Origin of the sequence: Bacillus sp. Nf3 (assembly GCF_003028545.1) — a bacterium.
GTDB lineage: Bacteria > Bacillota > Bacilli > Bacillales > Bacillaceae > Bacillus > Bacillus safensis.
Map to the genome: position 1 here is coordinate 17319 of NZ_PYUA01000010.1, position 26081 is coordinate 43399.

Here is a 26081-nt window from a genome sequence, read left to right on the forward strand (position 1 = left end):
ACCCTTGTCGATCCAGCCAGTCGATTTATTCCCACTAACCGGTGCCCAATCAGGCATTTGGTATGCGCAGCAGCTTGATCCATCTAATCCTATTTTCAATACAGCTGAGTATATAGATATTAAAGGTCCTATTGACCCCATACACTTTGAAGCATCCATTAGAAAAACTGTCTTAGAAGCAGATTCTTTGTATATGCGCTTCGTTGAGGATACTGACGGTCCAAAGCAATGGTTCTCATCTAAGAAAGAGATTCCATTCCAATTAATCAATTTACAAAATGAAAAACAGCCGCTTGATGCGGCTAAAGCATGGATGAAGGCAGATCTTTCAACGCCAGTCTCTTTAGAGAAAGATGTATTATTCCGTGAAGTACTTTTTCAACTTGCTGACGATCGATTTATCTGGTATCAGCGCATTCATCACATTGCCATTGATGGATTCGCCTTTTCGCTCATTGCGCGTCGTGTTGCTGAGGTCTATTCAGCCCTATCGAAAGGGACACCTGTGCCTCCTCAAACATTTGGAGTCTTACATGACGTAGTTCAAGAGGAGATCACTTATCAACAGTCCAATCGATATGAAGATGATCGAGCGTTTTGGAAAAATCGCTTTGCTGATCAACCTGAAATTGTCAGCCTTGCTGAGCTTGCCCCAAGAACGTCGGATCATTTTATCCGAAAAACAGCTAGCTACGATGCTGCAAAGGTAAGCAAAATGAAAAAAAATGCTCTAGCCTTCGGTGGTACGTGGCATGAAATGATTCTTGCGGCATCCGCACTCTATATGCACCGTATGACTGGTGCACATGATATTGTTTTAGGATTACCTGTGATGATGCGCCTTGGATCGTGCGCCTTACAAACTCCCGGAATGGTCATGAACCTAGTACCGCTTCGTTTAACATGTAAACCAGAAATGACGCTCTCAGCACTTGTTCGCCAAGTATCTGATGAGCTAAAAGCCATTCGTCCTCATCAACGATATCGTCACGAGGACATGCGGAGAGACTTTAAACTTATCGGAAGAAATCAGCGATTATTCGGCCCACAGATCAATATCATGCCATTTGATTATGATCTCCAGTTCGATCAGAGCATTGGTCAAGCACATAATCTTTCAGCAGGACCCGTGGATGATATATCGATCAACATATACGATCGCGCGGATGGGAACGGATTTCAAATCGACTTTGATGCAAACCCTGCCGTTTACAAAGAGCAAGCAGTTGACGCTCATCAGCAGCGTTTTCTTCAATTGCTGGAGGAAATAACTGGACTAGAGCAAGATCAGACGATCAGTCAATTCAACCTTCTTTTGTCTGAAGAAAAAGAGACCATTCTCAAGCACTGGAATGATACAAAACGAGAATTACCAAAGGAATCTTTACGGGAACTGTTTGAAAAACAGGTGAGCAAAACGCCACAAGCAAAAGCACTACAGTTTGAAGGAATCACTTTGACTTACGAAGAGCTAAATCAGCGGGCAAATCAATTAGCTCATTATTTGAAAAAACACGGCATTGGGCCAGAACAATTTGTCGCCATTGCTCTGCCTCGATCCATCGATATGGTCGTAAGTCTATTAGCCGTCGTCAAAACGGGAGCTGCATATCTGCCATTAGACCCTGATTACCCTAACGATCGAGTCGCCTATATGCTAGAAGATGCCAAACCGGCATGCTTGCTCACAGTCAAAGAGACAGCAGACGGTTTGGACCATCCGCACATCGTTCAACTGGATGATGTAGCTGTTCATCAGGAGATAGCAGGCAGTCCAAATCTCAATCCGACATGGAGCGAGGGCTCTCCACATCACCCGGCTTATATCCTCTACACGTCAGGATCGACAGGCAAACCAAAGGGTGTTGTTGTAACAAAGCGAAATGTGATCAACTTTATATTGTCCATGCAAGATTCATTTTTATTAGATCAAGAAGACCAGCTTTTAGCGGTAACGACCATTGCCTTTGATATTTCCGGGCTAGAAATGTTCCTCCCGCTTTTACATGGGGCTGCTATTTTATTGGCAAAAAAAGAAACCATACAAGAACCAGCAAAGCTTTCAGACATGATTCGTTCTCATCATGTCACCATCATGCAGGCAACACCAACGTTGTGGCATGCATTGGCAGATGAATATCCTGACGTGATTACAGGTATGCGAGTTCTTGTTGGAGGAGAAGCACTCCCTGCCTCCCTTTTGCATACCTTGCAATCTCTTCAATGCGACATTACCAATTTGTACGGACCTACAGAAACGACGATCTGGTCTACGATGGAAAATGTCACAGCACATCGAGAGAATAGCGGGCCGGCAATTGGTAAACCCATTTGGAATACGAGCGTTTATATTTTAGATGAAGGACTAAACCCAGTCCCAGCAGGGTCAATCGGTGAACTTTATATTGCTGGTGAAGGAGTATCCAGAGGATATCTTGGACGATATGATTTAACGGCTGAACGTTTTGTCGCTGATCCATTCGGCACAAGCGGCACGAGAATGTATCGTACTGGTGATTTAGCCAGATGGCGTGAAGATGGTTCGATTGATTATATCAGCCGTGCCGATCATCAAATTAAAATCCGCGGCTTCCGTATTGAACTAGGTGAAATCGAAACCGTGATGATGCAGCACCAAGCCATTAAGCATACATCTGTTATCGTTCGTGAGGATCAACCTGGACAGCAGCTGCTTTGCGCATATGTTGTGCTGACAGACGGCTCGTCTCTGCACCCTTCAGAACTCAGGCAGTTTGTGGCTTCATTACTTCCTGATTACATGGTACCTTCTGCTGTTGTCGTTTTGCCAGAACTTCCACTTACGCCAAACGGCAAAATCGATCGCAAAGCATTACCAATACCAAATATGTCTTTAGTTAGTTCTGAGCGGACACCTAGAACACCACAAGAAGACATGTTATGTAGTTTATTTGCAGAAACCCTTGGCCTATCTCAAATTGGCATAGATGATAGTTTCTTTGACTTAGGAGGACATTCCTTACTCGCCGCTCGCCTGCTTAGACGTATACGCGATACACTTGGCGCAGACCTAAGCATGAGTACCATTTTTGAATCGCCTCGGGTTGCTGAGCTTGCGCAGCACATTGACAAAGCGAAGGACATTCGGCCGCCGCTTCAGGTTGAAGACAAGCCAGATGAAATTCCATTATCCTTTGCCCAAAAACGGCTCTGGTTCCTTCATTGCCTTGAAGGGCCAAGTCCAACTTACAATATTCCACTTGTCATTCAACTGACAGGAACACTAGATCAAACAGCTCTAATTGGTGCACTGGCAGATATCACTGAAAAACATGAAACCCTTAGAACCATTTTTCCAGATAAGAACGGCATGCCAAGACAGGTCATTTTACATCCGAAAAGTGTCCAGCCTGAACTCCATGTCACAGCTTCAACCGATCAACAAATTGAGAGTCAGTTAAACGAAGCCATTCGCTATAGCTTTAGAATTGAAGAAGAACCTGCACTGCGAGCAGAGTTATTCACGCTTGATGCAAACCGATCCGTGCTGCTTCTATTGCTACATCATATCGCTGGTGATGGCTGGTCACTTGCACCATTGACGCGAGACTTAGCTGCTGCTTATGAAGCCCGTATACAAGGAAAATCCATCTCCTTGCCAGCAGAACCTGTTCAATATGCTGACTATGCTATTTGGCAGCAGAAGCTGTTGGGCAGTGAAGAAGAGACGGATAGTCTATTTGCCAAGCAGCTCAGCTATTGGAAAGGTGCCTTACATGACTTGCCTGAAGAACTTGAGCTGCCTTATGACTTCCCGCGTCCACAGGAAGGAAGCTTCAACGGTGCGACGATAGACTTTACGATTGAACCCGCTTTACATCAGAATCTCCTTGAGCTTGCCAAGCAGCATCAAGTGAGTTTGTTCATGGTGCTTCAAGCATCACTTGCAGCATTAATGACACGCCTTGGAGCGGGGACAGATATCCCAATCGGCAGTCCGATTGCTGGACGGAATGACGATGCACTTGACGACATTGTGGGCTTGTTTGTGAACACATTAGTATTACGTACAAATACAGATGGTAATCCAACCTTTAGTGAGCTATTGAAGCGAGTGCGAGACGTTGACTTAGCAGCCTATGAGCATCAGGATCTGCCATTTGAACGGCTAGTCGAAATCCTAAATCCAACCCGAACCAGATCACGAAATCCATTGTTCCAAGTCATGCTTGCCTTCCAAAATACACCGAAGGCAGAAATGAAGCTGACACAGCTTGACTCAGATCTTTACGTGAAACCAGTAGGGTCAGCTAAATTTGATCTGACCATCGAATTGACAGAACAAAGAACTGAAACTGGATCAGCAGCAGGATTAACAGGTTTGTTTGAATTCAGTACAGATGTATTTAAAGAAAGCACCATTCGAGCAATCGCCGACAGAATGAAGCGCTTTTTAACTGAAGTGACTGTGCGCCCACACGTGCCAATTGGCCAAGTGAACATTTTATCAGATAAAGAACGGCAAACATTTCTCCCTGATAAAAAGACATTCGCTCAGTTAGATCAAGCACATAGTCTCCCAGCCTTATTTGAAAAAACGGCGCAGCAATATCCTGATCGAGTGGCTGTAACGTATGGCAATAAGCAGCTTACCTATGGTGAGTTAAACAACAAAGCCAATCGTCTTGCTCATTTATTAATACAAAGAGGCGTTGGACCAGAACAGTTCGTTGCACTTGCCCTGCCTAGATCAATCGACATGCTCGTAAGCTTGTTAGCCGTTCATAAAGCAGGCGCAGCCTATGTTCCGCTTGATCCTGACTATCCAGCAGACAGGCTGGCATACATGATACAAGATGCCAAACCAGTTTGCAGCATCACAACAAAAGCAGATGCAGTGCATCTCCCTGCTGATTGCGATTTGATTTTGTTAGACGAAAAAGAAACGAGCGATCATTTGCTGACTATGCCAAATCATAATCCGGCTGATATAGACAGAATTGAACCGCTATCTTCTCTGCATCCGGCCTATATTATTTATACATCCGGTTCTACAGGGAAACCAAAAGGAGTGGTCATCCCACATCAAAATGTCATCCGTCTTCTGACATCTACTGAACATTGGTTCCATTTTGATGAAGAGGATGTTTGGACAATGTTCCATTCATATGCCTTTGATTTTTCAGTATGGGAAATATGGGGACCACTTTTATATGGCGGCCGTCTTGTCATTGTACCTCATACCATCTCTCGCTCCCCTGAAGAGATGCTGCAGCTTCTAGTCGAGGAAGGGGTAACTGTGCTTAATCAAACACCTTCTGCCTTCTATCAGCTCATGCAGATAGACAAGGAACAACAAACACTAGGCCAAGCATTATCACTCCGCTATGTCATCTTTGGCGGTGAAGCATTAGAGCTTAGCAGATTAGAAGATTGGTACAGCCGTCACTCAGACTGTAAGCCAAAGCTAATTAACATGTACGGCATTACAGAAACCACCGTACACGTTACGTACAATGAACTCAATCGAGACATAATCACAAAGAACTCCAGCAGTTTAATCGGCGAACCGATTCCTGATTTACACGTTTACGTACTTGATGAATACCTGCAGCCTGTTCCCCCTGGGACAACAGGTGAAATGTATGTAGCTGGAGCTGGCCTTGCAAGAGGTTATCTAGGCAGGCCTGACCTGACATCAGATCGATTCCCCGCCGATCCTTATGGAGCACCTGGCACAAGGATGTATCGTACAGGCGACCTTGCGCGCTGGACAGAAGAAGGGGCTCTTGATTACATTGGCAGAGCTGATCATCAAATTAAAATACGCGGATTCCGTATTGAACTTGGAGAAATCGAAGCCGTTCTGGCACGCCATGATGCAGTTGCACAAGTGGCCGTCATAATGCGAGAGGATCAGCCTGGCGACAAGCGCTTAGTCGCATATATCGTCACAACGGAAGAAGACCATTTCGATACTGAAGCCCTTCGTCATTTTGCAGCAGCCAGTCTTCCTGATTACATGGTGCCCGCAGCATATGTACAGATTGACGCCATGCCGCTTACAGCAAACGGGAAGCTTGATCAAAAATCACTGCCGGCCCCTCAATTGCATATACAGCAAGCGGATGGCCGCGGCCCAAGAAATCCGAAAGAGGAAATCCTATGTCATCTCTTTGAAGAGGTGCTTGATTTGCCTAAAATCAGCATAGACGATCGCTTTTTTGACATTGGCGGGCATTCACTGCTTGCAGTTCGTTTAATCAGCCGCATTCGTGATGCACTTGGTGTCAAACTAAGTATCGGAACATTGTTTGAAGCACCAAATGTGGCAAGTTTGGCAGAGAAACTAGAAACAGGAAGCGATGAAAACGCACTAGAAATCTTGTTGCCGCTGCGAACAAATGGAGAAAGGTATCCTCTCTTCTGTGTTCACCCAGCAGGTGGTCTTAGCTGGTGCTATGCCGGTCTCTTGAATACATTAGAGAAAGACATCCCTATTTATGGATTACAGGCACGAGGAATCGCAAGAAAAGATGACTACCCGTACACACTAGATGATATGGCTGCGGATTACATCAAGCACATCCAAACAATTCAGCCAAAAGGTCCTTATCATCTTCTTGGCTGGTCATTAGGTGGAAATGTTGTACAAGCAATGGCTACACAGCTCCAGCAGCAAGGTGAAGAAATCGCACTCGTTGCGATGCTGGATGCCTATCCAAACCATTTCTTACCGATTAAAGAAGCACCTGATGAAGAAGAAGCACTAATCGCTCTTCTTGCGCTCGGCGGTTATGATCCAGATACCTTAACAGGTGAACCGCTCACGATGAAAAGTGCCGTCGACATTTTGAAAAAAGATGGCAGTGCACTAGCAAGCTTAAGTGAAGATGCCATTAGAAATCTAAAAGAAACCTATGTGAATTCAGTTCGATTGCTCGGAGAATATCAGCCAAAAACTTATCAGGGAGACATATTATTCTTTAGATCTACCATTATCCCAGATTGGTTTACACCAATTGATCCCGAAGCATGGGCACCTTATATCAACGGAACAATCGAACAACACGACATTCATTGCCGGCACAAAGACATGTGCCAGCCTAAACCCCTAGCAGAAATTGGTGTCATCTTAGACAACGCACTGCATCGGGTCAAACAAAAGCACTAAGAATAAAGGAGAGATGACAAATGACAAATCCCTTTGATCGTGAAGACGGTGTATTTCTTGTGCTTGTCAATGAACAAGGACAGCATTCACTTTGGCCATCATTTGCACCAGTACCAGATGGATGGGAAAAAGTCTTTGGTGAAGACACTAGAAATGCCTGCATCGATTATATCCAGACACACTGGCAGGACTTGCGGCCATTAAGCTTAACAAAAGAACCTGCACTAGCACATGGAAAAACGGAATAAATCATCGCACCCTGATCTCACTCAGGGTGCTTTTTTGACAGATAAACATCACCATCTTTCAGCTCTTTCTGCTACAATTTAATTGAGAATGTTTATCAATCAATAAGAGATCAGGTGGTTTTATGGGAAACAACAATCAATTACGTACATTGGCAAATGCCGAACAATTCATCTATCGATTAACATATACTGAAAAAATAAATAATGCAGAGCTTCCACATACAGAGCAGCAGCTATCAGATACATTCTGCCTCCTCTTCAGCATAAGCGGCAGCGGTTTACTCACATTGAACGATCAAAAATGGCGATTGAAACATCTGACACTCTATACGATCATGCCTGGGGAAACATTTATGTTGAAAACAGAGCCTTATCAAAAACACGAGCTCTATCTGTTTCGCTTTCAGCTCTACACGCTGCAAGATCAAAACATAGGAGAAGTATCAACGGAACATGCCCGTTCTTTACTGAATAAATGGCAATTTATCGATATTAGTTCGATTGAACAAATTCATTCTTTACTGTCCGATATGACAGAGGAATGGCAAAGACCTGAATCCATTAGCTTTTTTAGAAGCCAAACTCTTTTTCAGCAGCTCATTATGCAGCTTTTCACACTGCATAAAGAAGATATTTGTGACACGGCACATGCCCTTTTCAAAACAAAACAATATATCGATCAACATTCCGAAGAACCCCTCAGCCTGACAAGTCTATCTCATATGGCTGGCATCAGCTCTAATCATTACAGTGAGCTATTTAAAAAGCATTTTGATGTGAGTGTCACTGATTATATCACCAAGAAAAGGATGGCTAGAGCCAAACAATTAATGGCAAAAGGCAGCGCAAAGCTCAAAGACATTGCACTTGAAATCGGCTATCAAGATCCGTATTACTTCAGCCGCATCTTTAAGAAAAAAACGGGCATGACCCCTTCTACTTATATGAAAAGCCGGCAGCGGAAAATTGCAGCCTATGGCCATTCCATACTCGGCCAGCTCACACCCATTCATATCATCCCATATGCTGCCCCTCTTCACCCTAAATGGACAGCACATGATTTTGAGCATTATGCAGAAGAAATTCCGATTCACTTGAGTGCACATCGGATCAACGAGCATGCTGAAGCCAATTTACAGCTATTAAAGGAAACAAAACCTGAGCTGATCATTGCCAATGATCATGTGACAGAGGAAGAAAAACAAGTGTTAAAAACCATCTGTCCTGTTCACTTTGTTCCATTCACACAATTGGATTGGCGCACTCAATTCAGACAGACAGCTATGTTCTTAAACGAAGCGAAGGAAGCAGAAGAATGGCTGATTCATTACGAGGAACTCGTCATTCAAGCGAAAAAGGCATGCCTTTTTGATCATCCACCAAAAACCGTCCTGCCTCTTCGTATCTTTCAAGATCAGCTCTATTTGTCTGTGAATCGCACCATGTCAGAAGTGATTTTTCAAGACATTGGTCTTCAGCCAGCTTTTCAGAATGACGGCCAGCTAATAGAAAAAGAAATCAGCATTCGATCTATACAACAGCTAGATCCAGATACCATCTTCCTTTTCCTGCATAAGGAACCAAAAACCATTGCTTTTTATCAAAAATTAAAGCAGCAGGAGGCTTGGCAAAATCTCAAAGCTGTTACGCAGCAAGCAGTCTATCCACTTACGTCTGACCCTTGGCGTGAATACACAGCAGCCAGTCATCAACGAGTCATTCAGGACCTTTTATCTTTTTTTCCGTAAAAAGTCCATCATTTGACAGATCATTGTCTATGGATAAAAGGACGAAAGACTACTACAATCTTTAATTGAGAACAATTATCAGTTAAAGGAGAAAACAAATGAAAAAATGGTTCGCATTGCTTATCCTTTGTATCATGACGATCATCGCAGCAGCCTGTGGTGCTTCAGAAAATAAACCTGCTTCAAACACAACCAAAGGCAAGTCAGCTGAAGCAGCTGAAACAAACATCAAATACTTAGAACAAACGTACAAACTCAAAACACCAGTGAAACGAATCGTCATTGCTGGAAGCCTAGAATCAATGGAAGATGCAAAATTACTTGGTATCGAGCCTATTGGTGCTTCTACTGTAGGCGGCACTTTCCCTGAATTATTTAAAGACATCACAGCAAAAACTGAAGGCATCGGGGAAAAAACAGAACCGAACCTAGAAAAAATCCTAAAACTAAAACCAGATGTGATACTTGGATCAACCAAGTTCCCGCCTGCAACAATTAAAAAACTAGATAAAGTCCAAACGACGATCCCAGTATCACATGTCTCTTCCGACTGGGAAAGCAATCTTTTATTACTCGGTGAACTGACTGGAAAAAGTGAAGAAGCCAAAAACATCATCTCTGATTATCAGAAAGATCTTAAACAAGCAAAAGAAACTTTGAAAGACAAAAGCAGCAACAAAACAGCTGTCATTTTACGCATTAGACAAGGCGACCTATACGTGTACCCTGAAGACGTATACTTCAACTCTACTTTATATGGCGACTTAGGATTTACAGCACCAAGTGATATCAAAAAAGCCAAAGCACAAGCATTGATTTCATTGGAGCGCCTAGGAGAACTCAATCCTGACTATATTTTTGTTCAGTTCTCTAAAGAGGAAAACTCATCGAATCCGAACGCATTGAAGGACTTAGAGAAAAATAAAATTTGGACAAGCCTAAAAGCTGTGAAAAATGGGCACATCAATGAAAATGCCGTTGATCCTATGCTTCAAGGAGGAACAGCACTAAGCAAAACAACCTTCCTTGATAAGGCCGTCAAATGGTTAGATCAAAACAACTAAAAAAGATGTGACGAATGACAAAGGGCTAAAATGATCTTTATTTTTAGCCCTTTGTCTTCTTTTCAGCGGAGCTTGAAAACTTGGAGGAGAGATGACACATGAACGGAACGTTTCTATATGACGAGTTTAACGGGCGTCAGCTTGATATTTACCTACCACCGGACACCTCTATTCATGTTCCAGCTGTCTTTGTACAAGATGGCTCTTCTTTGTTTAGAACACACCTGCTAGAGATCGAAAGAATGATCGAAACCAAAACCATCTCACCAATCATCATTGTCGGCATACACCCCTTCAATCGACTCGATGAATATACCCCATGGAAGGCATCATCACTGCGTTCTGGGTTCCCTGACTTTAAAGGCGAGGCACAGACGTATGTGTCATTTTTAGCGAATGACTTGCTCCTATATATCAAAAGTGAATATCCAGTTCAAGAGACCTGTCATGAGCATAGCCACGTAGGTGCTTCATTAGGCGGGCTATTTGCTATTTATACTTTATTCATGCACCCTGCACTTTTTAAAAACATCGCATCTCTCTCCGGGTCGTTTTGGTATCAAGATTTTCTACCATTTGCTAAACAACAAAACATTCAGTGTCTGGATCACCTTGTCTATTTGTCGGTAGGCAGTGAAGAAGGGAAAGGCAAAACATCTGTTCAACAGCATATGCCGTTATTCACCAAACAACTGCATGATCTTTTATTACAGAAAGGGATGCAGGAATGGCAGCTGCACTATCACATCGAACAAGGAGAGGGCCATCATCTGAAACAATTTCAAAAAAATTTCTTATCGGCTCTAATGTGGTTTTATAAAAAAGATCGCTAATTTTTTATCAGCATGACACAAAGCCGATATGATATATTGGAACGTATAGATTGAAAGAGGAGGGATTTGCGCATGAGACCTTTACAAATCTCAGCCGATACCGCACAAAAGCTTGCTGCATCACTCAATGTACCGTTAGAACAAATTATGCATATGCCGCAGCATATCTTATTAGCTAAATTAGCGGAGCTTGAACAGAAGAAAGATCGTTCTTCTTAAAGAAATAAAGGAGTTTGCAATCATGGAACAACAACTAGAAAAATCAACATTACATCCTCGCAGTACAGGACAAACCATCCTGCTGATTGCTGGGATTTTGCTCATTGCATTTAATCTGCGGCCTGCCATTACGTCCGTTGGCCCTGTTATCGGCGCGATTCGTTCCGATTTACAGCTTTCAAATGGACTGGCGGGTTTTCTTACGACATTACCACTGCTCTCATTCGCATTGCTTTCTCCAATTGCACCTAAAATCGGAAAACGCCTTGGCAATGAACGAACCCTCTGGCTTGGACTTGCTGTCCTTCTGTTTGGGATTGTGATTCGCTCGTTTGGCACCATCACCTTCTTAATGATTGGAACGGCGCTAGTCGGCGTTGGAATTGCGATTTGTAATGTGCTCTTACCGGGGCTTGTGAAGCAGAAATTTCCTGCACATGCAGGTTTGATGACAAGTGTATATACGACTTCAATGTCCGTCTTCGCTGCACTTGCATCAGGTGTCAGTGTTCCGCTCAGTCATACGATGCCTGGCGGCTGGAATACATCATTCCTTGTATGGGCTGGACTTGCCCTTCTCGCCATGATGGTTTGGGCGCCGCAGCTTCTTCATCAGAATACAGCGGCCGTCAAAAGCATTTCTCTTACAGAGCAGCCAATATGGCGCTCACGTGTCGCATGGCAAGTGACCTTTTTTATGGGCTTGCAATCATTCCTTTTCTATAGCAGCATCGCTTGGTTTCCTGATATCTTAACATCACATGGAATGAACCTGTCGACAGCTGGCTGGATGCTGTCCATTATGCAGTTCGCTGGTTTGCCATCCACCTTCTTAACGCCCGTTCTTGCAGAAAAATTAAAAACACAAAGACCGCTTGTCGCCGGCCTTGTCCTTGTGTATTTACTAGGCATGATTGGACTTCTTCTCGGAGGATCGACATCTATTCTTGTCATCTCTGTCCTATTGATCGGCATTGGACAAGGTGCTAGTATCAGTCTAGCGCTCACCTTCATTGGATTGCGGACAAGACATATGGAACAAGCAGCTGCCCTCTCTGGAATGGCGCAGTCACTCGGTTATTTATTAGCCGCTGTTGGTCCATTCATGATCGGTATCCTTTTTGATTTCACACATACATGGACACCAGCAATTATCATCTTTATCATCATCCTATTTTTCATGTTTTTATCCGGGATGCGTGCCGGACGCAGCGTCTATATTTCAGATCCTTCATAAAAAAGAACCCGCCTCCTCGTGAGACGGGTTCTTTTCTGCTTATGCCTGCTCTGTCACATGTACCTTTAACGTTGCTTGTACCTCTGGATGAAGCTTTACCGGTACATTTGTGTAACCTAATGCACGGATGGCATCATTCAGCTCGATTTTGCGCTTATCGAGTTTAATTTGATGATCTTTTTGCAATTTATCAGCGATTTGTTTGCTTGTAATGGAGCCAAACAAACGGCCGCCTTCACCTGATTTTGCAGTGAGTTCCACTGTTAACGCCTCAAGTGTTTCTTTTAATTGTTTTGCTTGTTCAAGCTCTTGGATGGCATTCTTTTTCTCTTTGTTTTTCTGCCCTTCCAATGCACTTAGGTTCGTTGGAGTTGCTTCAACAGCTAACCCTTGTTTGATGAGAAAGTTGTGAGCGTATCCGTCAGCTACATTCTTGACTTCGCCTTTTTTCCCTTTGCCTTTTACGTCTTTTAGAAAGATGACTTTCATCTTTGAACCCCTCCTTCGAAATATTCGTCTATGGCAGCCTTTAACTTCCCTACCGCTTCTTCAATGGTTATACCATAAATCTGGGTAGCAGCGTTAGTCAAATGACCGCCGCCGTCTAGTGCTTCCATAATAATTTGAACGTTGATATCCCCTAATGATCTGGCACTAATGCATACCGTATCGTCATCTCGTCTAGCGACAGCAAATGACGCTTCTACCTCACTCATTGACAACAAGGAATCAGCCGTCTGGGCAATCGTAATTTGATCATAATACTCCGACCTGTCAGACGGTAATGAAGCAATAGCCACCTGATTTTGATACAGTTCTGTATGCTGAATGAGTTTTGCCCGTTTGATGTAATGATCGACAGTTTCTTTTAAAAACTTTTGCACAAGGACAGGATCTGCTCCCTTTGCACGAAGGTAAGATGCTGCATCGAACGTTCTTGACCCCGTTCTCAGAGAGAAACTCTTCGTATCCACGATGATCCCAGCAAGAAGCGCAGTCGCCTCAATCATGTTAATCCGCAATTTCTTCGGCTGATACTCTAAGAGCTCTGTCACAAGCTCTGCTGTAGATGAAGCATACGGCTCCATATAAACAAGTAAAGGATCACGGATAAATTCCTCGCCTCGTCTATGATGGTCAATGACCACGACGTTTTCAATCTTATTCAGCAGTCGTTCCTCCATGACGAGAGACGGTTTATGTGTATCCACGACGACAAGCAATGTGTCATCCTTTGCAAGCTCCATTGCTTCCTCTGGCGTGATAAAACGTGACCAAAGCTCTTCATAATTTTTAATTTCACTAATTAAGCGTTGAACACTGTCGCCAATCTGGTTGGCATCAATGACAATATAGCCTTCTTTTCCATTGGCCTGGGCGACCTTTAAAATCCCGATGGAAGCACCGATTGAGTCCATGTCTGGGAACTTATGCCCCATGATCATGACATTACCGCTTTCAGATACAATTTCTTTTAAAGCATGAGAAATGACCCGTGCGCGTACGCGTGTCCGTTTCTCCATTGGGTTCGTTTTTCCCCCGTAGAACTTCACTTTTCCATTCGGCTGTTTAATGGCGACCTGATCCCCGCCTCGTCCGAGGGCAAGGTCAAGACTCGACTGCGCTAGTGCCCCAAGCTCTTTCAAAGAAGGAACGGACGCACCAATCCCGATACTCAAAGTAAGCGTCGCACTATGTGCCCCTGTTTTCTCACGGACCTCGTCTAAAATGGAGAATTTCGACGCTTCAAGCTCAGCTAAAATGCTCTCATTTAGGACCGCCATAAATCGTTCAGACGAAATTCTCTTCAGGAAAATTCCGTATTCTTGTGCCCAATTGTTGAGCAGAGACGTCACTTCACTATTAATCGCGCTGCGCACTTGATCATCAAGGCCCTGCGTGACATCGTCGTAGTTGTCTAAAAAGATATAAGATAAAACCGTTCGTTCATTTTCGTACTGTCGTTCAATCTGCACCTGTTCCGTGACATCAAAGAAATATAAAAGGCGCTCTGATCGTTTAATAATGACTTTGAATTTCCGGTCATTCAGCGTTACATTTTCGGTCTCGACCTCTTGTTTAATAAGAGGCACAATGGACTCGAATGTATCGTACAAGGATCTGCCGACAAGTGTGCTTTCATGAAAGCATGAAGCGAGAAATGGATTCGTCCATTCGATATAATACTGGTCATTAAACAGCATAATACCAATTGGCATCTCCATTAATGCTTCTTCTCCAACCTTTTTGACTCGATAGGATAATGTTGAAATATATGAATCAATCTCTTTCTGCACTTGCGTATCTGCCCACTTTAAGAAGTAGAGCACACCTGCAAGGACGAAAAGACCAACCGCTCCTATGATCCAATTAAAATAAAGGTTGAGGAGGACTGTGACCACCGCAAGAACAATTAACGCGAAGATCGGATACTTGATGACAGGTTTTCTATAGAAGCTTGGCACTGATATCAACTCCTCAACATTCAGAGTGAATTATTTGTTTTTTACTTTTTCTCTTAAATCAAAGCCTATGTCAGCAATCCCTATAATTCGCACAATCACACCGATCGGCGGAAAGAAAACCGTTAACACGATAGCGAAAATGGGTACCGCTTTTGAGATGTTTTTTTCGTGGCAATAATAGAAGAGAAAAGAAAATCCCTGAATAAGCACCAGTATAAATAAAATTTGAAACGCACTCGTTTGAACGAGCCATAAAAAGCTGCCTTTTTCCGTCTGAATCAGCATCAAAAGCAATGTGAGTAAATAATACCATACCATGCTTTTTGGCAGCCGCATATCCTTAAATTTCTTCAAAACCGGCATGTCTGAAACAAACCGTTTGAGCAAAGGTCGAACGAACCAATGATTCACAAAAGCCATCAAAGTAACAGCGATCAAAAGCGCTACAGGTAAAGCACTTAATGCCATATCCTGCATCTCTTTAAACTGTTTGAGCTGTTTGGCTATGTCCTTTTCAGAAGCCCCGGATTGCTTTAAAACACTCTCTACTATCGGCATCATTTGCTCAATTGATTCCTTGGCAATACTCATGATATCGATCTGAAAAAGCTGAACACTGACAACAAAAGAGATGAGAAAACTGAATAAATAAATCAGCGCACCTGTAATGATGGCATTCCCAGGCTGCCTTCTGCTGTAGAAAGCACCCATGCCTAATCCGACAGCAATCAGAATAGGTGCACTCATGAGTCCAGCCATAGACCCAATTAAAAAGCTGATCACTATGCCAATAGCGCCAGCAGCAATTCCTTTTTTCAAGCCGTGTCTGATTGTATAGAGGATGATCGGAATCGGAGCAGCTAGAAAGAAAATAATGGATAATAGCGGCACATACAAATAAAACAGCATCATGACCGAGAAAATACTCATCATGATTGCGCCCTCTACTAACGCTTTTGTTTGTTTCACACCTTCACCTCTATCCAATACTTTTGTCTATATCTTGCTCAATGTGTACTTCTATGTATACGTATGATGTCAGCTCCATCATGTCTTGCCCCAACCTTTATTTTACCATAGCGGCAAATCTCAAGTAAAATGCAGGCTATTCTGGGAGCGTTTCACGTGGAACACCCATATTGAATCGTACATGCAAGTTTTTCAACAGCATGTTACAATTTTTAAGATAATTCTTAGCTATAAACCCTGAATTCAAGGTCAAAAGCTGTTAGAATAGAAACATCATCAATAAAAGTAAGAAGGAGAATTCACATGGGAAAAACACTCGTATTCGGACACAAAAATCCTGACACAGACACGATTTGCTCTGCTATTGCTTACGCTGATCTGAAAAACAAAATCGGCGCTCAGGCAGAAGCCGTCAGACTTGGAGAAATTAATGGAGAAACACAATACGCATTAGATTTCTTTAAACAAGAAGCACCTCGTTTCATTGAAACGGCTGCAAATGAAACAAAGCAAGTCATTCTTGTGGATCATAACGAATTCCAGCAAAGTGTAAGCGACATTGATCAAGTACAAGTAACTGAAGTCATTGACCATCACCGTATTGCCAACTTTGAAACAAGTGAACCTCTTTACTATCGTGCTGAGCCTGTAGGCTGTACCGCAACGATCTTAAACAAAATGTATAAAGAAAACCAAGTGACGATTGAAAAAGAAATCGCTGGTTTGCTTTTATCTGCGATCATTTCTGATTCCTTACTATTCAAATCCCCAACATGCACACAGCAAGATATTGATGCTGCGCATGAGCTTGCAAAAATCGCAGGGGTAGATCCAGAAGTTTATGGCCTAGACATGCTGAAAGCCGGCGCTGATCTAAGCCAAAAAACAGTTCAAGAATTAATTACACTTGATGCAAAAGAATTCGCACTAGGCAAAAGCAAAGTGGAAATTGCGCAAGTCAATACAGTAGATATCGCTGAAGTGACAGCAAGACAGGCTGACATTGAAGCGAAAATCAATGAAGTCATTGCAGCAAAAGGTCTTGATCTATTTGTTTTAGTCATCACTGATATTTTAGAAAATGACTCCCTTGCTCTTGCACTCGGTGCAGAAGCAGCAAAAGTAGAAAAAGCATTTAACGTCAAGCTTGAAAACAACACAGCTTTACTAAAAGGTGTTGTATCAAGAAAGAAACAAGTCGTACCTGCATTAACAGACGCACTTTCTTAATAAAACAAGACAAGACTGCTGAATCATTCAGCAGTCTTTTTTGTCTGTCTTCCTTTTTAATGAATGTACGTATCACTCACGAGAATATCCTTTAACACACTTGTTGGAATCGTGAATTCAACTACGCCCATGTAACCAGGTGCCACATCATATTCATTAAAGGAAATCACCAGTTTGCCTTTTGAATTGATATAGAAATTTTGATCCGGCTTAATTTTCTTAAATGGATCCGCCATATCTTGCTTGCCAATCCAATACATTTTGTTTGAATCCTCTTTCATCTGATTCTTCATTTGTTCTTTAATATTTTCACTAATCACATCAATATAACGTTCATCTTTAAACAAGCTTGGTAATGTAATGAGGACATGATTTTTCTTATCCACCGTATCATATGTCATTTCCTCTGCCGCAGAAGCCTGAGTCGTCACCTTGTATCGACCTAGTGAAAGAACTTGGTCATTGTTTGTTTTTACTTCATATCCGCTCTCTACACTCAAATGACCATTTTTATAACCCTTTGTTTCCTTTTCAAAATCTTGATACAGCTTTTTGTTTTCAGCTAAATATTTTTGATTCAGGCTGTCTTGTAATGTTCCGTCCCCAAGTCCTGAAACGTGTGGTGTTTTAAGATCAATATTCGTTCCTTGATCGCTCTTTTTAAATTCTGTAAACGTCACGACTTTCACCAGCTCGCCAATGATAGGTACTTCTGAAATCGCTCTTGCTGCCTGTGGACTGACATTAACAGTTGTGACAAAAAGAGCAGCCGCTGCAACAAGTCCGATAGTCCATTGCTGAAAATAAGGTTTTTTGTTTTTTCTTTTTAACGTTCGTTCAATCATCGCATCATATTCCGGTGGTATAGGGATTTCTAAATATTCATCTTTTAAATGTTCCAAATACTTATCCATTTATATTTCCTCCTGTGATAATTCTACTTTTAAAAGCCGCAGCGCCTTATATAATCTTGTTTTAATGGTGTTTTCATTTTCATCGAGAATCTGGGCGATGTCCTCTAATTTTAGATCTTCAAAGAATCTCAAAATAATGATGACTCGATACATCTCAGGCAAATCTTCTATAGCCCGTTTGACGTCTTGATCCTCGTATACATCTGATTCGCCCTGTGATAAGAATTCAAGCGTATCATCATCTGTCACCTGCACCCGCTTCTTCTTTCGTAAAAAGTCTAGGGCAGCGTTCACCACGATTTTATAAAACCAGCTATGCATCTTGCTCGTATCCTCTAATCGATGAACAGATTTGAGTGCTTTATGAATAGCCTCCTGAACAACATCCATAGCATCTTCCGGGTTTTTGACATAACTATAGGACAACCGATAAAAACTGTGTTTATGCTCCATGACGTAATCCGCAAATTGATCGTCTATTTTTCGTTTCTTCATTTTACAAAGAGCTCCTTTATCTTAAATGCGCATCTGTTATTTCTTACATTGGATAGACGCGCGCCTTTTAAAAATAGTTTGCGCTCGGTTATTTTTTTAACATGTCATCGCATTTGCATTCCTATACAAAAAGAGCGAACCTGATGGGTTCACTCTTTCCAGACGGATAGTGTTTGATGGACAAACTGTTTTAGTGGAGAAAGCGGATGAATGATAGGAACGCCTGTCTCCCGCTCCATCTGCTGTGCCGCATGAACCATCGAAAGCTGCATCACACAAATATCTCTGCCTTTTTGCTTCATACATTTTCTCAGCTGCTCCATGATTTGTTCATTATAGGCTTGCATATCACCGTTTAGGCAAAGATGAAAGACATCCTCCACCACAACCATTTCTACTTCAATCTGTTTGCCCCGCTCTGTTGCATATGATTCAAGCCGCTGCATCGTTCCCTCCACTGTATCTGGGTTGGAAAACACCAGCTGAAGAGGCCCTTTTTTCTCACAAATCAGCTCAAATAGCGGTTCATCAATCGGAACAATCGGTTGTTTAAAGAGGTGCTGCTGATCACCCAGAGCAGCAATGTATTGTGTACACGTGAGCAGAATAAGATCGGCTTCACTTTCTTGCTTTAATCTGTTGATAGCATACGTTTGCTGCTTGTGTTGATCAAACGAGGGATCTTGAGTGGCGCGTTCTATAAATGATGAATCGACTGTGTGATGCAAATCAACATCTGTATCACCAAAAACATCTTCTATATATGACTGATTGGACGGATGGGCGTGAAGGCAGTGTAATCGAATCATCAGGCTCTCTCCTCGTGAAAGTTTTCAATCATTATATCAATCCTTGTATGAAATAGGGAGCAGCATGACCATATTGTTAATGAGATATTGAAGGAGGGATTTGAATTGAAAGAAGATCAACAGCCTAAACCATCTTCAGAGTCAGAAGAAACCTTAACGAATCGGCAAGGTCATCCCGTCACAGACAATCAAAATATGAGAACTGTTGGGAATAGAGGACCCACTACGCTTGAAAACTACGATTTCCTAGAGAAAATCAGTCATTTTGATCGTGAACGCATCCCTGAACGTGTTGTGCATGCACGCGGTGCCGGAGCTCACGGTTATTTTGAAGCCTATGGCACATTCGGCGATGAACCGATCTCCACCTATACGAGAGCGAAATTGTTTCAGGAGAAAGGGAAAAAGACGCCTGTTTTCGTTCGTTTTTCTTCTGTGATTCACGGCGGTCATTCGCCTGAAACATTACGCGATCCAAGAGGGTTTGCGATTAAATTTTATACAGAGGAAGGCAACTGGGATCTCGTGGGGAACAACCTGAAAATTTTCTTTATCCGAGATGCTTTAAAATTCCCTGATTTGGTTCATGCCTTTAAGCCTGATCCTGTCACCAATCGTCAGGACGGCGAGCGTATCTTTGATTTTGTCTCACAATCACCTGAAGCGACGCATATGGTGACATTTCTCTTTTCACCGTGGGGCATCCCAGCAACATACCGGCATATGCAAGGCTCAGGTGTCCATGCGTACAAATGGGTGAATCATGAAGGAAAAGCGGTACTTGTTAAATATCATTTTGAACCGAAACAAGGCATTCGCAATCTGACCCAAGAACAGGCGCAAGCGATTCAGGGAGAAAATTTTAACCATGCCACACAGGATTTATATGAAGCCATTGAGCAAGGAGATTATCCTGAATGGGAGGTATATGCACAGATCATGGAAGATGATGCCCACCCTCACCTCGACTTTGATCCGCTTGATCCGACAAAGCTTTGGTACAAGGATGACTATCCATGGAAACCAATCGGACGGATGGTATTAAACAAAAATCCTGAAAACTATTTCGCAGAAGTTGAGCAGGTTGCCTTTGGGACTGGTGTACTCGTAGATGGTTTGGATTTCTCAGATGATAAATTGCTTCAAGGCCGTACCTTCTCCTACTCTGACACACAGCGATATCGTGTAGGACCAAACTATTTACAACTGCCGATCAATGCACCGAAAAAGCATGTCGCCACCAATCAGAGAGACGGCCAAATGGAATACCATGTCGATCAAGGCAAAGGGCAAAATCCCCATGTGAATTATGAACCATCGATCCTCAGGGGATTAAAAGAAGCCAAACAGGATGGAAAGGATCATACGCCTTTTGTAGAGGGTGAAGTCAAACGAGAAGCCATTGACCGCCCAAACAACTTCGGACAAGCGGGAGAAACGTATCGCCGTTTTAATGATTGGGAGCGAGAGGAACTGATTAAGAACTTAGTCAACACCCTTGCGACATGTCAAAAGGACATTCAAGACCAAATGATCGAAAACTTTACAAAAGCAGACCCTGATTACGGAAAGCGTGTCGCTGACGGTTTAAAAGCCTTTAAACAAGAGCAGCCAAGCGGACCTATCGGCTCTACAGGCGCTGCTCAAGCCGTGGACGAAGCCATCAACAACAGCACACCATCAGATCCTTATTAATGAAAAAAAGAATGCAGCGGCGAGGCTGCATTCTTTTTGTATACATCTATTAAGCGTTTTGACCTTTTTTGATCCATTCTGCCACATTCACTGTACGTTTTGCCTGATGTTTCACAGCTGCTTCTGCATCCTCTTGGATTTTTCCATTTTGGTCAACAGTCACACTCACACCGTAAGGGTTGCCCCCTGCACCGTATAAGGAATCATCTGTGTATCCAGGAGCGGCAATAATTGCTCCCCAGTGGAACATTGTCGTATAAAGGCTGAGAACCGTCTGCTCCTGTCCGCCATTTGCATTTTGAGCTGAAGTCATCGCACTGACTGCTTTGTTTGCCAATTTACCTTGGAACCACAAGCCGCCTGTCGTATCTAAGAACTGCTTCATTTGAGCTGGCAGGTTACCGAAACGTGTCGGCATGCTAAAGATGATGGCATCTGCCCACTCTAAATCACTTAATTGAACCTCTGGCACATCCTTTGTTTCGTCTAGATGTGCTTTCCATGCTGGATTTGATGCTACAACTGCTTCTGGTGCCAATTCAGCAACCTTTAATACTTTAACTTCTGCGCCAGCTTCTTTTGCTCCAGCTTCAGCCCATTTCGCCATCTGATAGTTTGTACCTGTTGAACTATAATAAATAATCGCTAATTTTACGTTTTCCATTTGATCCATCTCCTTTTGTTTGTTTTGCCCAAAAAGCTTCTGTAAAAATCCCACCTGTATACCCCACCTTATTTAAAATTGACGACGATACCATAAAGCTGCAGCATCGACTTCTTCTCTCGTTAGCTGATGTCCACGATTTTCCCAATGAAGTGTAACCGATGCGCCTGCATCCTGCAGCAATTGCTCCAACTCCTGCGATTCCTCTGGACGGCACATTGGGTCATTTTCACCAGCTGCTATAAAGACTTGTTTCCCCGCTAATGAAGGTAATGAAACCCCGCGTCTTGGAACCATTGGATGATGCAGGATAGCTCCTTTTAAAGCATCCCCATAATGGAATAACAAGCTTCCAGCAATGTTTGCCCCATTGGAATATCCGATAGCCACCACATTGTGACGATCAAACCCATATTCATCGGCTGCTTCTCCGATAAATGTATATAGTTCCTCTGTACGCGCAATCAAATCCTGCTCATCAAATACGCCCTCTGCCAAACGTCTGAAAAACCGTGGCATGCCGTTTTCTAATACATTCCCTCTCACACTAAGAACAGATGCGTCAGGATCTACTATCTGTGCAAGCGGCAATAAATCTTCTTCCGTCCCACCAGTTCCATGCAGTAATAATAGGACAGGTCTTTGTTCATTCTTTCCTTTTCGAAAAAGATGCTTCATCATGAATCTCCTTTCCCTTTAACTTCTCTCACTTCAATTGGCAGTACAATTTGTTCAATCTGACTGCGCTGCGCCTCATATTGCGGTGGCAGTTTCAATGCTTCACCCATTGTTTCCACTGATTCGTCATGTGCAAACCCTGGAGGATCAGTGGCAATCTCAAATAATATGCCCCCAAGTTCTCTAAAATAAATGGCATTGAAGTAATTTCGGTCTTGCACAGGTGTCACTTGATACCCGCTTTGTGCAATATGTCTTTGCCAATCTAATTGGTCCTGATCATCTGTTGCTCTCCATGCAATATGGTGTACAACTCCAACACCCATACGTCCTCGTGGAACAGGTGTGATGTTCACATCAATGACATTGCCTATTTCGCCAAACGAACGGAATCTCACATAGTCTCCTTCTGCTCCGACTCTTTCAAGTCCCATCGTTTGCTCTAGCAGCTGCATTGTTTGTTCCGGCTGCGAAGTTAATAAAACAGCTCCGCCAAATCCTTTAATCGCTACATCTGGTGTGACACCGTTAAATGTCCACTCGTTTTGCTTTCCTTCCGCACGCTCTACTAGCTCAATCAATAAGCCATGTGGATCTTCAAATGAGAGAAAAGCTTCACCAAAACGTTCAACCATTTCATAAGAAACATTAAACTGCTCAAGACGATCCTTCCAGAAAGAGAAAGCGCCTGTCGGTACGACATATGTCGTCACGCCCACTTGCCCTGCACCAATTTGACCTTTTTGTGCTCCCGGCCAAGGGAAAAATGTAATAATGGTCCCTGGAGATCCGCCTTCATTTCCGAAATATAAATGGTATGTGCCTGGATCATCAAAATTCACGGTCTTCTTCACGAGACGAAGCCCTAAAACACCTGCATAAAAATCAACGTTCTCCTGAGGGTGACCTACAATAGCTGTAATATGATGAATTCCTTCTGTTTTTTTCACTTCTAATGACCTCCTAATCATGAAGTAATAAACCTCTATTCATTATGTCTTTACTGACGTCTTTATATTATCTCGAATTCGAGATATTAGATCAAAAAAATATATTTATCTCGAATTAAGGATATTATGTTTTTAAGTAGATGTCAATGATTTTTGTTTTTTCTTTTAAAAAAGCAGAGCTGCTTTGCCATAAACAGCCCTGCTTTTCCTTGATTATTGCAGCAATTTTTTCTTTTTTAAATAGGCTTTCGCTACCTGAAATGCATCCTTCCCCTTCACATTGACTTCATAATTCATTTCTCTCATCTCATCGTCTGTGATTTGACCCGCAAGCTTATTGAGAGAGGTCTCAATCTCAGGGAATTCAGTTAATGTCTCCTGCCTGAGCAGCGGTGCTCCTTGATATGGCGGGAAAACATGCTGATCATCATCAAGCACCTTTAATTTGTATTGTCTCAATTCACTATCTGTCGAATACGCATCGACTAAATTGATATCCCCTTTTTGAATCGCTCGATACCGAAGCTTTGGCTCCATCGTCACGACATCATCAAAAGAAAATTGATAGGCTTTTTGAATGCCTCGATACCCATCCTGACGATCAGAAAACTCTAAGGTGAATCCAGCTTTTATACGGTTTTTGATCTTACCTAGATCTGAAATGTTAGACACCTCATATTGATCAGCCAGTGACTGCGGCACGGCTAAAGCATACGTATTGTTGTATGCCATGGGCTCAAGAAGGCGGAGCTGAAAGGATGATTCCAATCCGCGCCGAGCTTGCTCATACACTTTTCTTTTATCTGTGCTTTTTGCTGTTTCCTTGAGGAATTCAGAAATCGCTGTACCCGTAAACTCAGGATAAATGTCAATATCACCAGAGCGTAAAGCCTGGAAAACAAAGGACGTCTTACCAAGACCGGGCTTCAGGTTCACTTGAATATCTGTATCCTGTTCAATTAAAAGCTTATACATCGAGATCAAAATCTCAGGCTCTGAACCTAACTTCCCGCCAATGGTGATTTCTTTCTTTTCTTGCTGAAACAGCAATGGGACAGCGACAACTGCTCCTGCAATCAGAGCAAAAACAGTCACAGAGATCACCGTCTTTTTAAAGGAAATTTTCTCAAAGGTTCGCAGCACCACATCAAATAAGAGTGCGAGTAAGGCAGCTGGTATCGCGCCAATGACAATGAGCGACATATCATTTCGATCAATTCCCAGCAGGATTAAGCTTCCTAATCCCCCAGCCCCGATCAGTGCGGCCAGAGTGGCCGTTCCCACAATGAGAACCATCCCGGTTCGGATACCCGCCATGATCACTGGCATCGCAAGAGGTAGCTCCACCTTTAATAACCGTTTGCGATGATTCATCCCCATAGCAAGCGCCGCTTCTCTCAGGGAAGGATCAACCTCCTGAATGCCTGTATATGTATTTCTTAAAATAGGGAGTAAGGCATAGACCACAAGCGCAATAATGGCAGGCACTTGCCCAATCCCCACGAGAGGAATCAGCAAGCCAAGCAGTGCAAGCGACGGAATTGTTTGCAAGACAGCCGTCACCCCGATGACCCACTCCGCTAGCTTTGGAACCCTTGTTAAATAAATACCTAATGGAATGGCAATCAAAATCGCTAAAAATAAAGCAATAAAAGAAATTTGAATATGCTCAAGTAAGGCGTGTCCCAATTGTTCTTTTCGTTCCCATAACACACGGGTCCAATCATTCATGTGTATCGCCCCTCTCTCTAGGAGAATCAGCTAAAAACTGAATCACTGCTTGACGGTTCACTAGTCCTATCCGATCTCCATTCTTTTCAACAGCCAATTCCTCGTGCCTTGCCAATTGAGATAAGACTTCATCCAGTGTGGCATGTGCTGAGACCGCCTCATAGGATAAAAGAGCTTCGTGAGCCATCAGTTGCGCCAAGGTTTCCAGCTCAAATGCTTGATGTCCTACATGATGGGCAGCCCCTGAGACAAACTCTTGTACAAAGGCATTGGCTGGTTGCTGAACCAATTCCTCAGGACGTCCGATCTGCACTACTTTTCCTTCATTCATCACACAAATTCGATCACCCATCTTCATAGCTTCCTGCATATCATGCGTCACAAAAACAATGGTTTTTTGAATACGGCGTTGCAAATCAAGCAGATCATCTTGCAATTTCTCCCTCGTTAGTGGATCTAACGCACTAAAAGGTTCATCCATCAGGACAATCTCAGGATCAGCTGCAAGTGCACGTGCCACACCGACACGCTGCTGCTGCCCACCAGAAAGCTCTGCTGGCTTTCGATGTCGATACATAGCTGGCTCAAGCCCAACCATCAACATGAGTTCATCGACACGCTGATTGGTCTCATTCCGGCTCCATTGCTTAAGCTCTGGCACCACAGCAATATTTTCTTCTATGGTCATATGAGGAAAAAGCGCAATTTGCTGCAGAACATAACCGATTTCCCAGCGCAGCTCATACATATCATAATCACTTATTTTTTGACCTTTTATGTAAATCTCACCTTCTGTTGAAGAAATGAGACGATTGATCATTTTCAATGTCGTCGTTTTCCCGCTGCCACTAGGTCCAATCAATACAAAAAACTCACCTTGCTGAATCTTCAAATCAACAGATTGAACGGCATAGCGCTCATCAGAAAATTGCATCGATACCTTTTTAAATTCAATCATCTTCCCACGCCCTGACTGCAA

General features: G+C 42.9%; 20 protein-coding genes. 9 read left to right on the top strand and 11 right to left on the bottom strand.

Annotated features, from left to right (window positions below):
* Positions 1-4: 4 nt before the first annotated feature.
* The 7 genes from C9414_RS17865 (at position 5) to C9414_RS17895 (ending at position 12502) form a co-directional block, all read left to right on the top strand.
* Positions 5-7153 (top strand): amino acid adenylation domain-containing protein, encoded by a 7149-nt coding sequence (locus C9414_RS17865; protein ID WP_107164217.1) that lies wholly within the window; start codon positions 5-7, stop codon positions 7151-7153.
* A 20-nt stretch (positions 7154-7173) separates the two neighbouring features.
* Positions 7174-7401, top strand: coding sequence for an MbtH family protein (locus C9414_RS17870; RefSeq protein WP_025093680.1), 228 nt, complete (start codon positions 7174-7176; stop codon positions 7399-7401).
* Positions 7402-7523: 122 nt separating this feature from the next.
* A complete protein-coding gene (locus C9414_RS17875; RefSeq protein ID WP_059376707.1) occupies positions 7524-9149 on the top strand; it encodes an AraC family transcriptional regulator in 1626 nt (541 codons plus the stop codon).
* Between the two features lie 98 nt (positions 9150-9247).
* Complete coding sequence (locus C9414_RS17880; RefSeq protein ID WP_039182881.1) at positions 9248-10213, top strand: iron-hydroxamate ABC transporter substrate-binding protein; 966 nt, start codon at positions 9248-9250, stop codon at positions 10211-10213.
* Between the two features lie 98 nt (positions 10214-10311).
* On the top strand, positions 10312-11046 hold the full coding sequence (locus C9414_RS17885; RefSeq protein WP_107164218.1) for an alpha/beta hydrolase: 735 nt from the start codon (positions 10312-10314) through the stop codon (positions 11044-11046).
* A 72-nt stretch (positions 11047-11118) separates the two neighbouring features.
* Positions 11119-11265 carry a YycC family protein gene (locus C9414_RS17890; RefSeq protein WP_064498621.1) on the top strand — a complete coding sequence of 49 codons (147 nt, stop codon included), beginning with the start codon at positions 11119-11121 and terminating at the stop codon, positions 11263-11265.
* A 22-nt stretch (positions 11266-11287) separates the two neighbouring features.
* Positions 11288-12502, top strand: coding sequence for a CynX/NimT family MFS transporter (locus tag C9414_RS17895; RefSeq protein WP_107164219.1), 1215 nt, complete (start codon positions 11288-11290; stop codon positions 12500-12502).
* A gap of 39 nt (positions 12503-12541) precedes the next feature.
* Here C9414_RS17895 and rplI read toward each other — a convergent pair whose 3' ends face one another.
* From rplI to C9414_RS17910, 3 genes are read right to left on the bottom strand one after another with little or no spacing between them, the layout of a single operon-like run.
* A complete protein-coding gene (rplI, locus tag C9414_RS17900) occupies positions 12542-12991 on the bottom strand; it encodes a 50S ribosomal protein L9 (RefSeq protein ID WP_008359128.1) in 450 nt (149 codons plus the stop codon).
* On the bottom strand, positions 12988-14967 hold the full coding sequence (locus C9414_RS17905) for a DHH family phosphoesterase (RefSeq protein ID WP_024427639.1): 1980 nt from the start codon (positions 14965-14967) through the stop codon (positions 12988-12990). Before C9414_RS17905 ends, rplI begins: the two co-directional genes overlap by 4 nt.
* A gap of 30 nt (positions 14968-14997) precedes the next feature.
* A complete protein-coding gene (locus C9414_RS17910) occupies positions 14998-15936 on the bottom strand; it encodes a YybS family protein (RefSeq protein WP_142398061.1) in 939 nt (312 codons plus the stop codon).
* A 303-nt stretch (positions 15937-16239) separates the two neighbouring features.
* Between C9414_RS17910 and C9414_RS17915 the strand changes: the two genes are divergently transcribed.
* A complete protein-coding gene (locus C9414_RS17915) occupies positions 16240-17166 on the top strand; it encodes a manganese-dependent inorganic pyrophosphatase (protein ID WP_107164221.1) in 927 nt (308 codons plus the stop codon).
* Between the two features lie 56 nt (positions 17167-17222).
* Here the strand turns inward: C9414_RS17915 and rsiV are convergent, their stop codons facing one another.
* The 3 genes from rsiV to C9414_RS17930 form a co-directional block, all read right to left on the bottom strand.
* Positions 17223-18080, bottom strand: a complete 858-nt coding sequence (rsiV, locus tag C9414_RS17920; RefSeq protein WP_107164222.1) for an anti-sigma-V factor RsiV — start codon at positions 18078-18080, stop codon at positions 17223-17225.
* On the bottom strand, positions 18081-18575 hold the full coding sequence (locus tag C9414_RS17925; protein WP_039182900.1) for an RNA polymerase sigma factor SigV: 495 nt from the start codon (positions 18573-18575) through the stop codon (positions 18081-18083). It lies immediately after the preceding gene.
* Between the two features lie 149 nt (positions 18576-18724).
* Positions 18725-19384: an aspartate/glutamate racemase family protein gene (locus C9414_RS17930; protein ID WP_107164223.1), complete on the bottom strand. Its 660-nt coding sequence runs from the start codon at positions 19382-19384 to the stop codon at positions 18725-18727.
* A gap of 84 nt (positions 19385-19468) precedes the next feature.
* Between C9414_RS17930 and katX the strand changes: the two genes are divergently transcribed.
* Positions 19469-21079, top strand: a complete 1611-nt coding sequence (gene katX, locus C9414_RS17935) for a catalase KatX (RefSeq protein ID WP_371412198.1) — start codon at positions 19469-19471, stop codon at positions 21077-21079.
* A gap of 49 nt (positions 21080-21128) precedes the next feature.
* Here katX and wrbA read toward each other — a convergent pair whose 3' ends face one another.
* The 5 genes from wrbA to C9414_RS17960 form a co-directional block, all read right to left on the bottom strand.
* Positions 21129-21743 carry an NAD(P)H:quinone oxidoreductase gene (wrbA, locus tag C9414_RS17940; RefSeq protein WP_034283654.1) on the bottom strand — a complete coding sequence of 205 codons (615 nt, stop codon included), beginning with the start codon at positions 21741-21743 and terminating at the stop codon, positions 21129-21131.
* Between the two features lie 72 nt (positions 21744-21815).
* A complete protein-coding gene (locus C9414_RS17945) occupies positions 21816-22424 on the bottom strand; it encodes an alpha/beta hydrolase (protein ID WP_107164224.1) in 609 nt (202 codons plus the stop codon).
* Positions 22421-23392 (bottom strand): ring-cleaving dioxygenase, encoded by a 972-nt coding sequence (locus C9414_RS17950; protein WP_039182911.1) that lies wholly within the window; start codon positions 23390-23392, stop codon positions 22421-22423. Before C9414_RS17950 ends, C9414_RS17945 begins: the two co-directional genes overlap by 4 nt.
* 192 nt (positions 23393-23584) lie before the next feature.
* Positions 23585-25102 (bottom strand): osmoprotectant update ABC transporter permease/substrate-binding subunit OpuFB, encoded by a 1518-nt coding sequence (gene opuFB / locus C9414_RS17955; RefSeq protein WP_107164225.1) that lies wholly within the window; start codon positions 25100-25102, stop codon positions 23585-23587.
* The gene (locus C9414_RS17960; RefSeq protein WP_107164226.1) at positions 25095-26060 is read right to left on the bottom strand and encodes an ABC transporter ATP-binding protein; all 966 of its coding nucleotides are present in this window, start codon (positions 26058-26060) and stop codon (positions 25095-25097) included. The genes opuFB and C9414_RS17960 overlap by 8 nt, the downstream gene beginning before the upstream one ends.
* Positions 26061-26081: the final 21 nt, after the last annotated feature.

Coding starts and splice junctions, on each gene's coding strand:
- C9414_RS17915 (WP_107164221.1), top strand. CDS start 16,240: ATGGGAAAAACACTCGTATTCGGACACAAAAATCCTGACACAGACACG.
- wrbA (WP_034283654.1), bottom strand. CDS start 21,743: ATGGAAAACGTAAAATTAGCGATTATTTATTATAGTTCAACAGGTACA.
- rsiV (WP_107164222.1), bottom strand. CDS start 18,080: ATGGATAAGTATTTGGAACATTTAAAAGATGAATATTTAGAAATCCCT.
- C9414_RS17945 (WP_107164224.1), bottom strand. CDS start 22,424: ATGATGAAGCATCTTTTTCGAAAAGGAAAGAATGAACAAAGACCTGTC.
- C9414_RS17885 (WP_107164218.1), top strand. CDS start 10,312: ATGAACGGAACGTTTCTATATGACGAGTTTAACGGGCGTCAGCTTGAT.
- rplI (WP_008359128.1), bottom strand. CDS start 12,991: ATGAAAGTCATCTTTCTAAAAGACGTAAAAGGCAAAGGGAAAAAAGGC.
- C9414_RS17925 (WP_039182900.1), bottom strand. CDS start 18,575: ATGAAGAAACGAAAAATAGACGATCAATTTGCGGATTACGTCATGGAG.
- C9414_RS17870 (WP_025093680.1), top strand. CDS start 7,174: ATGACAAATCCCTTTGATCGTGAAGACGGTGTATTTCTTGTGCTTGTC.
- C9414_RS17960 (WP_107164226.1), bottom strand. CDS start 26,060: ATGATTGAATTTAAAAAGGTATCGATGCAATTTTCTGATGAGCGCTAT.
- C9414_RS17930 (WP_107164223.1), bottom strand. CDS start 19,384: ATGATTCGATTACACTGCCTTCACGCCCATCCGTCCAATCAGTCATAT.
- C9414_RS17880 (WP_039182881.1), top strand. CDS start 9,248: ATGAAAAAATGGTTCGCATTGCTTATCCTTTGTATCATGACGATCATC.
- C9414_RS17890 (WP_064498621.1), top strand. CDS start 11,119: ATGAGACCTTTACAAATCTCAGCCGATACCGCACAAAAGCTTGCTGCA.
- C9414_RS17950 (WP_039182911.1), bottom strand. CDS start 23,392: ATGATTAGGAGGTCATTAGAAGTGAAAAAAACAGAAGGAATTCATCAT.
- opuFB (WP_107164225.1), bottom strand. CDS start 25,102: ATGAATGATTGGACCCGTGTGTTATGGGAACGAAAAGAACAATTGGGA.
- C9414_RS17895 (WP_107164219.1), top strand. CDS start 11,288: ATGGAACAACAACTAGAAAAATCAACATTACATCCTCGCAGTACAGGA.
- C9414_RS17875 (WP_059376707.1), top strand. CDS start 7,524: ATGGGAAACAACAATCAATTACGTACATTGGCAAATGCCGAACAATTC.